This window comes from Duganella sp. AC917, from assembly GCF_979258245.1.
In genome coordinates this window covers 215,856-230,994 of sequence record NZ_OZ409848.1, presented here as the reverse complement: position 1 = coordinate 230,994, position 15,139 = coordinate 215,856, and the positions used below count along the sequence as shown (strand labels likewise).

Genomic DNA, 15,139 nt, shown 5'->3' with positions numbered 1-15,139 from the left:
CGGAGGGTGTTACGGTCTTCTAAAACCGGTCAGGCGTCGAGGGCGCTGCGGATGTCGCTGACGAAGGCTTGCACGGCCGCGACGGAACCTTCCTTGCCGTGCTTTTCGATCTCCTGCACGATGCGGCTGCCGATGACGACCGCGTCGGCCACCTCGGCCACGGCGCGCGCGGTGGCGCCGTCGCGGATGCCGAAGCCGACGCCGATCGGCAAGCTGACGTGCTTGCGGATTTCCGTCAGGCGCTCGGCCACCTGCACCGTATCGATATTACCGGCACCGGTGACACCCTTGAGCGAGACGTAATAGCTGAAGCCGCCGCCGACCTTGGCCACCTGCTGGATGCGTGCCTCGGTCGATGTCGGCGCCAGCAGGAAGATCAGGTCGAGCTCGGCCGCGCGCATGGCGGCGGCGAACTCTTCGCACTCCTCGGGCGGATAGTCGACCACGATGGCGCCGTCGGCGCCCACTTCCTTCGATCTGGCGATGAAGGCGGCGGCGCCGATGCGCTCGATCGGATTCGCGTAGCCCATCAGCACCACCGGCGTGGTCTGGTTGGTCTTGCGGAATTCGGCAACGTACTCGAACACGTCGCGGATGCCGACGCCGAACGCCAGCGCCCGCTCGCAGGCGCGCTGGATGACCGGACCTTCGGCCATCGGATCGGAAAACGGCACGCCGAGTTCGAGGATGTCGGCGCCGCCCGCGACCAGCGCGTGCATCAGTGGAACGGTGTGCTCGGGACCGGGGTCGCCGGCGGTGATGAAGGTGACGAGCGCGGTTTTATTGGCCGCCTTCAGGGCGGCGAAGGTTGGTGCGATTCTGGACATGGTTTTCCTTGGTAGAGTTATTGGATGGATTAGTTGAAGTTCAAACCCATCCGCTCCGCCACGGTGTGCATGTCCTTGTCGCCACGGCCCGACAGGTTGGCCAGAATGATCTGGTCCTTCGGCAAGGTGGCCGCCAGCTTCACCGCGTACGCCAGCGCGTGCGACGATTCCAGCGCCGGAATGATGCCCTCGATATGACAACAATCGTGGAAGGCCTTGAGCGCCTCCTCGTCGGTGATCGAGACATACTCGGCGCGGCCGATATCCTTCAGATACGCGTGCTCCGGCCCCACGCCCGGATAATCCAGGCCGGCCGAAACCGAATGGGTCTCGATGATCTGGCCGTTCTCGTCCTGCAGCAGGTAGGTGCGGTTGCCGTGCAATACGCCCGGATAGCCCTTCGTCAGCGAGGCCGCGTGCTTGACGCCGTCCAGCCCCTCGCCCGCCGCCTCGACGCCGATCAGGCGCACCTGCTTCTGGTCGATGTACGGGTAGAAAATGCCCATCGCGTTCGAACCGCCGCCGATGCAGGCCATCACGTAGTCCGGCTGGCGGCCGGTCATTTCCGGCATCTGCACCAGGCATTCCTCGCCGATCACCGACTGGAAGTCGCGCACCAGCATCGGATAAGGATGCGGGCCGGCCACGGTGCCGATGATGTAGAAGGTGTTTTCGATGTTGGTGACCCAGTCGCGCATGGCCTCGTTGAGCGCGTCCTTGAGCGTCTTGGAGCCGGACTCGACCGGCACGACCGTCGCGCCCAGCAGCTTCATGCGGTAGACGTTCTGCGCCTGGCGCTTGACGTCCTCGCTGCCCATGTAGACCACGCACTCGAGGCCGAAACGGGCGCAAATGGTGGCGGTAGCCACGCCGTGCTGGCCCGCACCGGTCTCGGCGATGACGCGCGGCTTGCCCATGCGCTTGGCCAGCAAGGCCTGGCCGATGACGTTGTTGATCTTGTGGGCGCCGGTATGATTCAGGTCTTCGCGCTTGAAGTAGATCTGCGCGCCGCCGGCCAGCTCGGACCAGCGCTTGGCGTGATAGATCGGCGACGGACGGCCGACGAAGTGCTTCAGTTCATAGCGGAATTCCTCAAGGAACTCCGGGTCTTTGCTGTAGCGCTCGTACGACTCGTTCAGCTCGGCCAGCGCGTAGGTCAGCGTTTCGGCGACGAACGAGCCGCCGTATGGGCCGAAATGGCCGCTGGCGTTGGGCAGTTCGTAGTCTTTGGCGTGGAACAGGGGCGCGGCTGCGCCGATCTCAGGTAGTGCTTTCATGGTGGGTTTCGCTTTCAATCATGTCATCTCCTGCCCGCACCGCCGCGACGAAGCCGGCGATCTTGCGGGCATCCTTGATCCCCTTGGACGCTTCGACACCACTGCTGATGTCGACGGCGTAGGGGCGTACACCGACCACCGCGTCAGTCGCGCTGTGTACGCTCAAGCCACCACTTAAAACGACCCGAGGCGCGAGATCTTTTTGAATGAGAGACCAATCAAAACCCTTTCCTGCGCCACCGTAGGCATCCACATATGTATCCAGCAACAAACTGGTGAACAAGGGACTGGCGGCGCGGCATAGTTGTTCGTATTCTAGCAAATCGGACGGCAAGGTGTCGGGTTTGACGCGAAACACGCGCATGAACTGCCGGCCGCAGGCTTCGGCAATGGCTGCGGACTGCTCCACCGTCTCGTCGCCGTGCAGCTGGATCAGCGAAATAGGCGCCACCTTGACGATAGCCGCCACCTCCTCTGGCGTGGCGTTGACGAACAGCCCGGTGCAGGTGATGAACGGCGGCACGGCGGCGATCAGCGCGGCGGCCTGCTCCGGCGTGACGTAGCGCGGGCTTTTCGGATAGAACACGAAGCCGATCGCATCGACGCCGGCAGCCACTGCGGCTTGTACGTCTTCCACGCGGGTCAAACCGCAGATTTTGATACGGGTGCGTGGCATGCAATGTTTCCTTGTTAGAACCAGGGTAAGGCGCTGGTCGCTTCCAGCGGCAGTTCCCATTTGGGATCGTAGTCTATTTTAGCCAGATACAGGCCATCCGGCATGAACGTGGGCGCGGCGGCATGGCGGTCCTTGGTTTCCAGCAACTGGCCCAGCCATTCCGGCTTTTCGCGCCCGGTGCCGATGTAGACCAGCGAGCCGACCAGGTTGCGCACCATGTGGTGCAGGAAGGCGTTGGCGGTGATGGTGAACACCACCAGTTCGCCGACGCGCTTGATCTGGATGTCGTGCATTAGTTTGACCGGCGACTTGGCCTGGCACTGCGCGGCGCGGAAGGCGGTGAAGTCGTGCCAGCCGATCAGCGGCTGCACGGCTTGCTGCATCAGTGCCACGTCAAGCGGGCGGAAGCAGAAGCCGGCGCGGCCCTCCAGCAACGGCGAACGGGTCGGATTGTTGTACAGCACATAGTGATAGGTCCGGGCGCGGGCGCTGAAGCGGGCATGGAAGAAATCATCCACGGCCGGATCGCCGGGCAGCTCCTTGGCCCAGCGCACGGCGATCGACGGCGGCAGGAAGGCGTTGACGCCGCGCACCCAGGAATGGGCGTCGCGGGTCAGGTCGGTGTCGAAGTGGACCACTTGTTCAAGCGCATGCACGCCGGTGTCGGTGCGGCCGGCGCAGGTGGTTGCCAGGCGCACCGTGGCGAATTTTTCCAGCGCCTGTTCCAGCTTGTCCTGAACCGTGTGGCCGTCTTCCTGTTTCTGGTAGCCGTGCCAGGCGGTGCCGTCGTACTGGACGCCGATTGCTATCCGTTTCAATTGCTGCCCGAGGTGATGTTTAAGGCTGGCATTATATCGGACAACCAGACAGCGCTTACCCCAGCTGCGCTTTCATCGCGTTGGCCTTGACGATCTGGTCGTCGCTGCCGCCGCGCAGCACTTCGTCGAGCAGCTCGCGCGCGCCTTCCTTGTCGCCAATTTCCTGGTACGCGATCGCCAGGTCGAGCTTGGTGTCCATTTCCATGTGGTGCGCCGACAGCGTGTCGTCGCGGCCGGGCGTCGCCGCCGGCTCAGCTGCCGCTGCGCCGGCGCCTGCGCCAACTTCCGCGCCGGTGAACTTATCATCCAGATCGAGATTGATGTCCGACAGGTCGAACTCGGGAACCGGCGCCGGGGCGGCCGTGATCGATTCTGCGTCCTCCGGCAACTCCAGCGGCTCGTCGAAGTCCTCGGCCTGCGGCTCGACCTTAGGCGGCTCGGTCAGGGCCGGCACTTCCGGAATGTCGAAGCCGGTGATGTCCATGTCCAGCGGATCGCTGCTGGCCGTCGGCAACCGCTCCGCCGGTTTGGCGGCCTCGGCCGTGTCTTCCGGCAGATCCAGGCTGAAGTCCATGCTCGGATCGTCGGCCGGCGTCGGCGCCGCTTTCGATGCCGCAGGCGCGTCGAAGGCCAGATCGAACGGATCGTCGGCCGCCTCATCGCGGGACGGCGCCGGCATTTCGATCGCCGCCTTGTCGCTGGCGACCGGCTCGAAGTTCATGTCGCCGAGGTCGAAGTCCATCAGGTTGTCCGATTGCGCGGCCACCGAGGCCGGCGACACCGACGCGTCGGCCGGTTGCGGCAACGCCGTTTCCATATCGGTCAGATCGCTGTCGAAGTCCATGGCGTTATTGCGCGCGACCGACGTGGCCGGTGCCGGATCCTGACCCAGGTCGAAATCGAGGCTGCCGGCGCCAGGCGCGGCTGCCGGGCGCTCGGCGCCGAAATCATCGCCGGTGCCGAAGTCGTTGCCGAAATCGTTAGCCGAATACGCCGAGGCGGCTGCGGCGGCGGCCACCGCGCCGGCCGCGACCGGCACTGCGGCGGCCGACATGGCCACGCCGCCGGCACCATCCGGCGCCGCCGAATACAGCGGATTGGTCGGGTCGATGGACTGGCCCAAAGCGGCGGCTTGCGCCCACTCGTCGCCTTGGCCGCGCGTCAGCGAATACAGTTCCGAGGCCTGGCTTTCGAACGCGCGCGGGTCCTTGCGCGTGGCATAGATTTCCAGCAGCTTCAGGCGCACAGGATGGCGCTCCGGATGGGTGCGCAGCGCTTCCTTGAGGATGTCCTCGGCCTGCGCGTCGCGGCCATAGGCGATGTAGACGTCGGCTTCGGCGACCGGATCGACCTCATTGGTGTCGAGCTGGCTGGCCGATGGCGCGAAATTGGAATTGAATACGCTGTTGCTGGTGTCGACGTTCTGGCCGCCGGCGTCGGCGATGAACGGTTGCACCGGCGTGGTCGGGTCGGGCGGCAGCACGATCTCGCCCGGCACCACGACGAATTTCTTGCGGCGGCGCGTGACGATGATGCCGTAGACCAGCGCCAGCAAGGCGGCGACGCCCAGGCCGACCAACTGGATGTTCTCCATCATCACTTCGTACCAGCTCGGCTCGACAGGTTTCCTCGGCGGCACGGCCAGCGTGCGCTTCGGCTTGGGCGCGTCGGCCGTAGCAGCCGGAGCCGGCGTTGTTGCCGCCACCGGCGGCGTGACAGGCGCAGGCGTCGCAGGGGCCGCAGCGACGGGCGGCTTTTCGGCGACCGTCTTGTTCTTCACCGCCATCAACTTTTCAAGGTCGTTGACGTTCTTTTCCAGTTCCTTGACGCGGGCGGCGGCTTCGTCCACCTGCTTTTGCTTGGCGATGTTTTCTTCCGCAGCCACGCCCGTCTTGCCCGCGACCGGCGCGGTGGCGGTCGATTTGGACAAGGTCAGCTTGTCCTTGGCCTCGTTGACGGCGTTCGGCTTTTCCTCGACCTTGGCGGTGATCTTGCCCTTGACGTTTTGCGTCGTCTCCGCTTCCTTGGCCGGCGTGCTGTTGGCGACCTGGCCGGCCAGCTTGGCGCGGTAGGCGTTGAAATCGAGCGCATGCGCGACCACCACGCCGCGCGCCTCGCCGTCGGGCACGATGGAACGCGCCGCGCCCGAATCCGGCACTTTCAGGATCTGGCCGGACTTCAGGCGGTTCATGTTATTGCCCGAGAACGCCTCCGGGTTGGCGCGGTACAGCGCCACCAGCATCATGTCGAGCGAAATGTCGCCGGGTTTGAGCTGGGTGGCGATGCCGCTGAGCGTGTCGCCTTTTTTAACGGTGTATTGATCGGCGGACTTTTTGGCCGGCTGCGGCCGGGTTGGCGCGCCGCCCGAGGGCGCCTGATTCGCGCCCGCTGCCTGATTGGCGCCCGAAGCGGCCGGCGCGGTGGCCAGCGGCGCGTTCGGCGAGGCTGCGGCCGGGGCCGTGGCTTGGCGGCTCAGGTCGACCGGCGCGGCCACCTGCGGCGAATTGGCCGAGCGCACGTCCGGCGGGTCGAGCAGGAAGGTGTATTCGCGCACCATGCGGCCACCGTTCCACTTCAGCTCCAGCAGCATGTCCACGAAGGGTTCGTTGACCGGCTGGCTCGACGATACGCGGATCAGCTGCCGGCCGTTGCGCTGCTCGACCTCGAAACGCAGCGACGTCAGCGCCGGATTGAAATCGATATTGGCGGTGCGGAAGGCGTCGGCCGACGCCAGCTGGGCGACCAGCCCGCTGGCCTCCTCGGCGCTCACGGCGGTCAGTTCGATCTCCGCCCGCAGCGGCTGGCCCAGCGACGACAGGACGGTCAGCTTGCCAAGTCCGGCGGCGTTTGCGGTGGCGGACAACAGCACAGCACCGGCAACCGCGCTGGTGAGTGTTTTCAACGCGAACGAAACGATGCTGGTGCGATTGGTCAGGGGCATAGTGGGCTGCAGTAGGTTATCAGAGGGAAAATGTTACTTTCCCGGATATATCAACATATCATCATGCACATGAGCATGCAAGCTTTGCACGCGGTTTCTCAAGTGATACATGAGGAGTTGTCCGGTCTAACGTCACTTTAAACCAAAAAAAGGGGTTCTCCCTATGAAAGCTCATAGAGAAAACCCCTTCTGCTACCACGATTGCGTGGCCGGTTTTACTTGTCCAGCACGATGCGCAGCATGCGGCGCAGCGGTTCGGCCGCGCCCCACAGCAGCTGGTCGCCGACGGTGAACGCCGACAGGTAATCGTCGCCCATGCTCATCTTGCGCAGACGGCCGACCGGAATCGTCAGGCTGCCGGTGGCGGCCGCCGGCGACAGGTCCTTGACCGACGCTTCGCGCGTGTTCGGCACCACTTTGACCCACTGGTTGTTGGCGGCGATGATGTCGTGGATCTCGTCGATCGGCACGTCCTTCTTCAGCTTGATGGTGAGCGCCTGCGAGTGGCTGCGCATGGCGCCGATGCGCACGCACAGGCCGTCCACCGGAATCGCCTTCGAGCCGAAGTCCGCGCCCAGGCCGAGGATCTTGTTGGTCTCGGCGCCGCCCTTCCACTCTTCCTTCGACTGGCCGTTGCCCAGGTCCTTGTCGATCCACGGGATCAGGTTGCCGGCCAGCGGCGCGCCGAACTGCTTGGTTTCCTCGGCCGACAGGCCGTGTTGCGTCGCCAGCACCTGGCGGTCGATTTCCAGAATCGCGGAAGCCGGATTGTCCAGCAGCGCCTTGACCGACGAGTTGATCGTGCCGAACTGGGTCAGCAGCTCGCGCATGTGCTGCGCGCCGCCGCCCGATGCCGCCTGGTAGGTCATGGAGGTCATCCACTCGACCAGGTTGTGCTGGAACAGGCCGCCCAGGCCCATCAACATGCACGAGACGGTGCAATTGCCGCCGATGTAGTTCTTCACGCCCTTGCCCAGCGCGTCCTTGATGACGTGCAGGTTGACCGGGTCCAGCACGATGACGGCGTCCTTCTCCATGCGCAAGGTCGACGCGGCGTCGATCCAGTAGCCGTTCCAGCCGGCCGCGCGCAGCTTCGGGAAAACCTCGGTGGTGTAGTCGCCGCCCTGGCACGAGATGATGATCTCGCACTTTTTCAGTTCGTCGATGTCGGTCGCGCTTTTCAGTTTGGTTTCATTCTTCGCCATCTTCGGGGCGTCGCCGCCCGGGTTCGACGTCGTGAAGAACACCGGTTCGATGTGGGCGAAATCGCCCTCTTCCTGCATGCGCTGCATCAGGACCGAACCGACCATACCGCGCCAACCTACCAAGCCTACGAGTTTCATTTTTAATCCTTGTCTTGAGTTTTTATGCCAGAGCCTTGACGACCGCGTTGCCCATCTCCTCGGTGCCCACCTTGGTGGTGCCCGGCTCGAAGATGTCGGCGGTGCGCAGGCCCTGCGCCAGTACGGACTTGACGGCGGTTTCGATGCGGTCGGCCTGTTCGTTCTTGTTGAACGTGTAGCGCAGCATCATCGCGGCCGACAAAATCGTCGCCAGCGGATTGGCGATGCCCTGGCCGGCGATGTCCGGCGCCGAACCGTGCGACGGCTCGTACAGGCCCTTGTTGTTGGCGTCGAGCGAGGCCGACGGCAGCATGCCGATCGAGCCGGTCAGCATCGCCGCGCAATCGCTGAGGATGTCACCGAACATATTGCCGGTGACGATGACGTCGAATTTCTTCGGCGCGCGCACCAGTTGCATGGCGGCGTTGTCGACGTACATGTGGTCGAGCGCGACGTCCGGATATTCCTTGTGGACGTCGGTGACGATGTCCTTCCAGAACTGGAACGTCTCCAGCACGTTGGCCTTGTCGACGCTGGTCAGGCGCTTGTCGCGCTTTTGCGCGGCCTGGAACGCCACGTGGGCGATGCGGCGGATCTCGCCTTCGGCATAGCGCATGGTGTCGAAACCTTCGCGCTGCCCCTTGAACGGACCGTCCGGGCATTCGCGCACGCCGCGCGGCTGGCCGAAGTAGATGTCGCCGGTCAGTTCGCGCACGATCAGGATGTCGAGGCCGGAGACGACTTCAGGCTTCAGGGTCGATGCGCCGGCCAGTTCCGGATACAGGATCGCCGGACGCAGGTTGCCGAACAGGCCCAGGTTCTTGCGCAGGCCGAGGATGGCCTGCTCGGGACGCAGCGCGCGCTCCAGCTTGTCGTACTGGTAGTCGCCGACGGCGCCGAACAGCACCGCGTCGGCCGACTTGGCCAGCGCCAAGGTGGCTTCCGGCAGCGGATGGCCATGGGCCGCGTAGCCGGCGCCGCCGACGGGGGCGGTCTCCAGTTCGAACGATTCACCCAGCACATTGAGGACCTTGACGGCTTGGGCGATGATTTCCGGGCCGATACCGTCGCCCGGGAGGATTGCGATTTTCATGTGATTTTTCGAGATTAGATGACGTTAGCCAACCAGGGTTGGTTTGCCAGATGGCGCTCTTCGAATTCGCGGATGGTGTCGGCGTGGCGCAGGGTCAGGCCGATATCGTCGAGCCCGTTCATCAGGCAGTATTTGCGGAAGGCGTCGATCTCGAAGGGATAGGAGACGCTGCCATTGCTGGTGGAAATACGCTGCTGCTCAAGATCGACCACCAGACGGTATCCGGGGAAGGCCTTGACTTCGTTGAACAGATGATCGATCTGCGCTTCAGGAATCACGATGGGCAGCAAGCCGCTTTTGTAGCAGTTGTTGAAGAAGATGTCGGCAAACGACGGCGCGATGATGGCGCGGAAGCCGTATTGGTCCAGCGCCCACGGCGCGTGCTCGCGCGAGGAGCCGCAGCCGAAGTTTTTACGGGTCAGCAGGATCGAGGCGCCCTGGTAGCGCGGCTCGTTGAGGACGAAATCCGGATTGAGCGGACGCACGCTGTTGTCCATGCCGGGCTCGCCGTGGTCGAGATAACGCCACTCGTCGAACAGGTTGGGGCCGAAGCCGGTGCGATGGATGGACTTCAGGAATTGCTTCGGAATGATGGCGTCGGTGTCGACGTTGGCGCGGTCGAGCGGGGCCACCAGGCCTTCGTATATCGTAAATTTATCCATGATCTCGTTCGGGTTGTGCGACGGCGGACCGTCGCGGCCCGCCGTACTGCGGTTATTTTTTGGTCGAAGCGCCTTCCAGCGACTCACCGACTTTTTTCACGTCCTTGCCGAAGCCGTTGACTGTGTTGCAGCCGGTCAGGATCAGCGCAATGATGGACAAGGCGAATAGTTTTTTCATGTTGGTGTACTCGTGGTATCAAACAAAAAAATTAGCGCAGCGTGCGCACGTCGACGAAGTGGCCGGCGATACCGGCGGCGGCGGCCATCGCGGGCGACACCAGATGGGTGCGTCCGCCTTGTCCTTGGCGTCCTTCGAAATTACGGTTGGAGGTCGAAGCGCAGCGCTCGCCCGGTTCCAGGCGGTCGGCGTTCATCGCCAGGCACATCGAGCAACCCGGCTCGCGCCATTCGAAACCGGCGTCCTTGAAGATGCGGTCGAGGCCTTCGCGCTCGGCCTGGTCCTTGACCAGTCCGGAACCCGGCACCACCATCGCCAGCTTGACGTTCGAGGCGCGCTGCTTGCCGCGCACCACGGCCGCTGCCGCGCGCAAATCCTCGATGCGCGAATTGGTGCACGAACCGATAAAGACCTTGTCGATGCGGATGTCCTCGATGGCCGTGTTCGGCTTGAGGTTCATGTACACCAGCGCCTTTTCCATCGCGTCGCGCTTGACGCTGTCCTTTTCCTGGTCCGGATCGGGCACGCGGCCGTCGATCGACGTCACCATTTCGGGCGAGGTGCCCCAGGTCACCTGCGGCTTGACGTCGGCCGCGTCGAGCGTGACGACCAGGTCGAACCTGGCGCCGGCGTCCGAATGCAGCGTGCGCCAGTAGTCGACCGCGCGGTCCCAGTGCGGGCCCACGGGCGAGAACGGACGGCCCTTGACGTAGTTGATCGTGGTGTCGTCGACGCCGATGATGCCGGCGCGCGCGCCCGCCTCGATCGCCATGTTACAGACCGTCATGCGGCCTTCCATCGACAGCGCGCGGATGGTCGAGCCGCCGAACTCGATACAGTAGCCGGTGCCGCCGGCCGTGCCGATCTTGCCGATGATGGCCAGCACGATGTCCTTGGCGGTGACGCCGACCGGCAGCGGGCCGTCGACCTGCACCAGCATCGATTTGGATTTTTTTTGCAGCAGCGTTTGCGTGGCCAGCACGTGCTCGACCTCGGAGGTGCCGATGCCGTGCGCCAGCGCGCCGAACGCGCCGTGGGTCGACGTGTGGGAGTCGCCGCAGACGACCGTCATGCCCGGCAGGGTGGCGCCCTGCTCCGGCCCGATCACGTGGACGATGCCCTGGCGCTTGTCGTTCATGTTGAAATAGGTCAGGCCGTAGGACCTGGCGTTGTTGTCCAGGGTTTCAACCTGCAGCCGCGAGACCGGATCGGCGATGCCGTCGGCGCGCGAGGTGGTCGGCACGTTGTGGTCGGCCACGGCCAGGTTGGCCGACAGGCGCCACGGCTGGCGGTTGGCGGCGCGCAGGCCGTCGAAAGCCTGCGGGCTGGTCACTTCGTGCACCAGATGGCGGTCGATATAGAGGATGGTGGTGCCGTCTTCCTCGGCCTTGACCACGTGCGATTCCCAGAGTTTGTCGTAAAGCGTCTTCATCATGATGTGTGCTGACTGCTGCTGCCTGTGTGAGTGATCCACTTCGATTATGCCATATTGTGCAATGCGATAGCGACCGCCGCCATCTGGCCTCGTGAGCCGATGCGGTTCCGCCTACCGATACACGTTTTATGACTCCTTTAAAAATTCGGTACTGCAAATACGATTCGAACAAAACAACGCGCGAAAAAAAAGCCTGCGTGAACGCAGGCTTTTGGTGTCTGTGGCTTGGTCTGTCGACTAGGCCGCCATGCGTACACTTCCCCTGCATCCGTCCATCAGGAACGATAGGCCCACCACTAGCACCAGTTCGCCCTCGGCCGAGCGCGCGGTACCGGTGATGCCCTCGACGGTAATCGCGGTCATCGGCTTGATGACCAGGTCGGCGGTGCCGTCGACCGCTTCCACCGCCAGAATATACGGCTGTGGCGCTGCGACAACAATACCCACCTTCTCGCGGCAGCTCTCGTAGCCAAGCGCATCGGCCAGCGAACGCACCGGCAACGGACGGCCCTGGTCCTTGAGGACCGGGGCGCCGCCCACTTCCAGGAACACCTCCGGCAACTCGACCACGCGCTGCACCACGGCCATCGGCAGCGCCAGCGCGGCGCCCGAGGTCGACACCAGCATGGTCGGCACGATCGACAGTTCGATCGGCAGGCGGATGGCGAACTTGGTGCCCTTGCCCAGCGCCGATTCGATGTGGATGGCGCCGCGGTTCTTCTCCACGGCGGTCTTGACCACGTCCATGCCGACGCCGCGGCCGGATACGCTCGAGGCCACTTCCTTGGTCGAGAAGCCCGGCAGGAACACCAGCTGGAAGCACTCGTCGTTGGTCAGATTGGCCGACTCGCTGATCAACCCCTTCTGCTGGGCCTTGGCGCGCAACACCACCGGGTCCATACCCTTGCCGTCGTCCTGCAGCACGATCATGACGCTGTTGGCTTCCTGCCATGCCTTGAGCGAGATGAACGACTTGGCCGGCTTGCCCGCCGCCAGGCGGTCTTCCGGCGACTCGACGCCATGGTCCAGCGAGTTGCGCAGCATGTGCACCAGCGGATCGTACAGGCTGTCGACGACCACGCGGTCCACTTCGGTCTCGGCGCCCTCGATGGTCAGCTCGACGTCCTTGCCCAGGTCCTTGGCCAGCTCGCGCACCAGGCGCGGGAACTTCTGGAACAGGCGGCCGACCGGTTGCATGCGCGTCGCCAACGTGGCGCGCTGCAGTTCGGTCGAATAGCGCGACGCCCGCTCCAGCGTTTCCGCCAGGGTGGCCATCAGGGTCTGGGCCTGGCCCTCGAATTTGAACTGCAACAGGCGCTCGAGCAGCACGGCGGCCTGGTTGGCGGCCTGCACCGATTCGCCCGCCACTTCCAGCAAGGCATCCAGTTTAACAGCATCGACGCGGATCGACTCTTCTTTGGCCGGGGCCGCATGCGGACGCTCTTCGCGCTTTTCGGGCGCGTCGCGCCTGGCCGGGGTGGCCACGGCGGTGCCGGCGACGGGCGCGGCGGCGGCAGGGGCTGGCGCGGCGGCAGCAGCAGCAGCAGCAGCAGGCGCGGCGACCGCCGCAGCGGCGACCGGCGCTGCCGAGACGGCCGGACGGGTGTAGCTGCCGGCCGGCATCACGGTTTCATACATGCCTTCCCAGTCGAGGCCATCCTCGGACGTGATCGACACGGCGGCGACGGCGGCAGGCGCTGCGGCGGCGGCAGCGGCCGGGGCGGCGGCGACTGGCGACGGCGCAGCTGCGGGGGCGGGCGCGGCGGCGCCGGTCTTGCCCTCGATGGCGTCGGTCAGGATCACTTCCAGGTCGTGCGGCATCGGCGCCAGGCTGTGCGGCTCGGCACCGTTGTTCAGTTCGGCGAGCTGGTCGGCCACGAAGCCGGACGCCTGCAGCGCCGCTTCGATCGCGATCGGCGTCACCGGCGCGGCGCCGGTGCGCAGCGCGTCGAACAGGTTCTCGGTCAGGTGGCAGGCCGCGACCATCGCCGGCAGGCCCATGAAACCGGCGCCGCCCTTGATGGTATGGAAGGAGCGGAACACGGCGTTCAGCGTCTCTTTGTTGTCGGGGTCGCGTTCGAGCCGCAGCAAGTGCTCTTCAACGTTGACCGCCAGATCCATCGCCTCGACGACGAAATCCTTCAGCATATCGTCCATTAGAATCCCAGATCAGCAAGCAGGTCGTCGACATTGTCCTGGTTCAGCGCCACGGCCGGAGCCGACGGACCTGACATCAGGGACACTTCTTTTTGCGCGATTTTCTCGCGTACCGCCGGCGGCGCGTTGTCGCGCAGCAGTTCTGCCAGTTCGTGCTCCACCGTTTTGGTGATGTTCACGACCTTCTTGATCAGTTGACCGGTGATGTCCTGGAAGTCCTGGGCCATCATAATTTCCAGCAAGCGGGCTTTTTCGGCCTCGGTGGCGGCCGACACGGCCACGGCGAAGGCCTGCGAATCGCCGGCGAGTTGCTTGAACTGGTCAAGGCTGAGCTTGCCCGCGAACAGGTCGGCCCAGCGGTTTTCCATTTCCTTCGATTTCTTCGACAAGGTGTCCTGTTCGGGCATGCCCTCGTCGAGCGTGTTGAGCACCTTGTTGGCAGCCTGTTCGGTCAAGGTGGCGACATACTCCAGGCGGTCCTGGGCGTCGTTGATCTGCGACGAGGCCTCGGTGAGCGCCTTGTCGTAGCCCAGTTCGCGCAGCGAATCGTGCAACAGGCGCACGATGCCGCCCAGGCGCTCGAACATCGGCTTGTCGCCGCCCTCCTCGGCCTCGGCGCCGTCGGCGGCCGGGGCAGCCGCTGCCGGCGCCGCTACCGCAGCGGGCGCGGGCGCCGGCGCGGCGGCGGCCGGGCGCGACGAGGAGACCTCGTCGAACAGGCTCTCGAGGTCGTCTTCGGCGGCTGGTGCGGGGGCAGGCGCTGGAGCGGGCGCTGCGGTCTTGCTCTGAGCGGACACTTCTTCAAATAATGCGTCGAAATCATCAGCGGCGTTGGTCATAATCCCTGCTTCTCCATAATTTGTAAAATTGCTGCCCTCAACCCTGCGTAGTGATGACGCTCGGCAATAAAAAGCACTTATGCGAGTGTAGCAGGGCAACATGGAATTATTCAATCCCGGCGTCGGTCGACTGCCCTGTTCTCCGTCTCAAAGCCGCGTTTCGTTGTATTTGGAGATACTATCATCGGATACATGAGCAAAGGAGGCATTAAAGACACAAAGTGATGCCCATGTGCAAAAAAGCCGCAGAGCAACTGTGAACAAGTGTTACAGCGGCTGGCGGCCGGCGCGGAAACCGCGTTTATTCGCAGTTTTATTTGATAAACATCAAGTCTTTCCTTACTAACAATACCGCCAATCGCGACTACAATAAGAGGTAGGCCGCGTTGACAGAGGAGGCTCGCCATGTACCGCAAAATCCTGATCACCACCGATGGCTCCGCCGTGTCGAGCAAGACCGCCTGCGCCGGGGTGGCGCTGGCCGAGCAGCTCGGCGCCGAGGTGCTGGCCCTGTTTGTCGCGCCCGAGTACCAATATCCGATCTACGTGGAAATCATCCCGCCCAGCTACCCAAGCGAGGACGAGTACCGCGCGGCGATGCTGCGCGCCGGCAAGGAGCACACCAAGGACGTGGTCGAGTCGTGCGCGCGCCGCAACGTCCGCTGCGAGGCATTGACAACGTTCTCCGAAAGCGCGGCGCTGAAAATCGTCGATGTCGCGGAAAACCACGCGTGCGACCTGATCTTCATGGGCTCGCACGGGCGCAGCGGCTGGGGCCAACTATTGCTTGGCAGCGTGACCAACAAGGTCTTGTCGCACTCGCGCATTCCGGTGCTGGTGCATCGCTTGATCAAAGAGCCGGACCACAAATAAAATGCGGGCGGACCGCGATT

General features: G+C 64.1%; 13 protein-coding genes. 1 reads left to right on the top strand and 12 read right to left on the bottom strand.

All coding sequences use genetic code 11. The annotated features are described in order from the left end of the window. Positions 1–29: 29 nt before the first annotated feature. The 12 genes from trpA to ACZ0BA_RS00955 all read right to left on the bottom strand — a co-directional run bounded on the left by trpA (position 30) and on the right by ACZ0BA_RS00955 (position 14,246). Complete coding sequence (gene trpA / locus ACZ0BA_RS01010) at positions 30–827, bottom strand: tryptophan synthase subunit alpha (RefSeq protein ID WP_463449515.1); 798 nt, start codon at positions 825–827, stop codon at positions 30–32. 29 nt (positions 828–856) lie between these two features. Beyond that, the gene (gene trpB, locus ACZ0BA_RS01005) at positions 857–2,104 is read right to left on the bottom strand and encodes a tryptophan synthase subunit beta (protein ID WP_463449514.1); all 1,248 of its coding nucleotides are present in this window, start codon (positions 2,102–2,104) and stop codon (positions 857–859) included. Continuing rightward, positions 2,088–2,780: a phosphoribosylanthranilate isomerase gene (locus ACZ0BA_RS01000; protein ID WP_463449513.1), complete on the bottom strand. Its 693-nt coding sequence runs from the start codon at positions 2,778–2,780 to the stop codon at positions 2,088–2,090. The genes trpB and ACZ0BA_RS01000 overlap by 17 nt, the downstream gene beginning before the upstream one ends. 14 nt (positions 2,781–2,794) lie before the next feature. Then, positions 2,795–3,598, bottom strand: coding sequence for a tRNA pseudouridine(38-40) synthase TruA (gene truA / locus ACZ0BA_RS00995; protein ID WP_463449512.1), 804 nt, complete (start codon positions 3,596–3,598; stop codon positions 2,795–2,797). Positions 3,599–3,653: 55 nt separating this feature from the next. Then, on the bottom strand, positions 3,654–6,539 hold the full coding sequence (locus tag ACZ0BA_RS00990) for a motility hub landmark protein FimV (RefSeq protein WP_463449511.1): 2,886 nt from the start codon (positions 6,537–6,539) through the stop codon (positions 3,654–3,656). A 215-nt stretch (positions 6,540–6,754) separates the two neighbouring features. Then, positions 6,755–7,882: an aspartate-semialdehyde dehydrogenase gene (gene asd / locus ACZ0BA_RS00985; RefSeq protein ID WP_463449510.1), complete on the bottom strand. Its 1,128-nt coding sequence runs from the start codon at positions 7,880–7,882 to the stop codon at positions 6,755–6,757. 22 nt (positions 7,883–7,904) lie between these two features. Then, positions 7,905–8,975 carry a 3-isopropylmalate dehydrogenase gene (gene leuB, locus ACZ0BA_RS00980; protein ID WP_463449509.1) on the bottom strand — a complete coding sequence of 357 codons (1,071 nt, stop codon included), beginning with the start codon at positions 8,973–8,975 and terminating at the stop codon, positions 7,905–7,907. A 14-nt stretch (positions 8,976–8,989) separates the two neighbouring features. Beyond that, complete coding sequence (gene leuD, locus ACZ0BA_RS00975) at positions 8,990–9,637, bottom strand: 3-isopropylmalate dehydratase small subunit (RefSeq protein ID WP_463449508.1); 648 nt, start codon at positions 9,635–9,637, stop codon at positions 8,990–8,992. Positions 9,638–9,689: 52 nt separating this feature from the next. Further along, positions 9,690–9,815, bottom strand: a complete 126-nt coding sequence (locus tag ACZ0BA_RS00970; protein ID WP_008450980.1) for an entericidin A/B family lipoprotein — start codon at positions 9,813–9,815, stop codon at positions 9,690–9,692. A gap of 31 nt (positions 9,816–9,846) precedes the next feature. Continuing rightward, positions 9,847–11,250, bottom strand: a complete 1,404-nt coding sequence (gene leuC, locus ACZ0BA_RS00965) for a 3-isopropylmalate dehydratase large subunit (RefSeq protein WP_463449507.1) — start codon at positions 11,248–11,250, stop codon at positions 9,847–9,849. Positions 11,251–11,487: 237 nt separating this feature from the next. Continuing rightward, complete coding sequence (locus ACZ0BA_RS00960) at positions 11,488–13,407, bottom strand: chemotaxis protein CheA (RefSeq protein ID WP_463449506.1); 1,920 nt, start codon at positions 13,405–13,407, stop codon at positions 11,488–11,490. Further along, on the bottom strand, positions 13,407–14,246 hold the full coding sequence (locus ACZ0BA_RS00955; protein ID WP_463449505.1) for a protein phosphatase CheZ: 840 nt from the start codon (positions 14,244–14,246) through the stop codon (positions 13,407–13,409). The genes ACZ0BA_RS00960 and ACZ0BA_RS00955 overlap by 1 nt, the downstream gene beginning before the upstream one ends. 405 nt (positions 14,247–14,651) lie before the next feature. On the opposite strand from ACZ0BA_RS00955, the gene ACZ0BA_RS00950 reads away from it, so the two are divergent. Next, positions 14,652–15,119 (top strand): universal stress protein, encoded by a 468-nt coding sequence (locus ACZ0BA_RS00950; RefSeq protein ID WP_463449504.1) that lies wholly within the window; start codon positions 14,652–14,654, stop codon positions 15,117–15,119. Positions 15,120–15,139: the final 20 nt, after the last annotated feature.

Bases quoted from the DNA above. Each gene is read 5' to 3' on its own strand.
- trpA (WP_463449515.1), bottom strand. From the start codon at position 827: ATGTCCAGAATCGCACCAACCTTCGCCGCCCTGAAGGCGGCCAATAAA.
- trpB (WP_463449514.1), bottom strand. From the start codon at position 2,104: ATGAAAGCACTACCTGAGATCGGCGCAGCCGCGCCCCTGTTCCACGCC.
- ACZ0BA_RS01000 (WP_463449513.1), bottom strand. From the start codon at position 2,780: ATGCCACGCACCCGTATCAAAATCTGCGGTTTGACCCGCGTGGAAGAC.
- ACZ0BA_RS00990 (WP_463449511.1), bottom strand. From the start codon at position 6,539: ATGCCCCTGACCAATCGCACCAGCATCGTTTCGTTCGCGTTGAAAACA.
- asd (WP_463449510.1), bottom strand. From the start codon at position 7,882: ATGAAACTCGTAGGCTTGGTAGGTTGGCGCGGTATGGTCGGTTCGGTC.
- leuB (WP_463449509.1), bottom strand. From the start codon at position 8,975: ATGAAAATCGCAATCCTCCCGGGCGACGGTATCGGCCCGGAAATCATC.
- leuD (WP_463449508.1), bottom strand. From the start codon at position 9,637: ATGGATAAATTTACGATATACGAAGGCCTGGTGGCCCCGCTCGACCGC.
- ACZ0BA_RS00970 (WP_008450980.1), bottom strand. From the start codon at position 9,815: ATGAAAAAACTATTCGCCTTGTCCATCATTGCGCTGATCCTGACCGGC.
- leuC (WP_463449507.1), bottom strand. From the start codon at position 11,250: ATGATGAAGACGCTTTACGACAAACTCTGGGAATCGCACGTGGTCAAG.
- ACZ0BA_RS00960 (WP_463449506.1), bottom strand. From the start codon at position 13,407: ATGGACGATATGCTGAAGGATTTCGTCGTCGAGGCGATGGATCTGGCG.
- ACZ0BA_RS00955 (WP_463449505.1), bottom strand. From the start codon at position 14,246: ATGACCAACGCCGCTGATGATTTCGACGCATTATTTGAAGAAGTGTCC.
- ACZ0BA_RS00950 (WP_463449504.1), top strand. From the start codon at position 14,652: ATGTACCGCAAAATCCTGATCACCACCGATGGCTCCGCCGTGTCGAGC.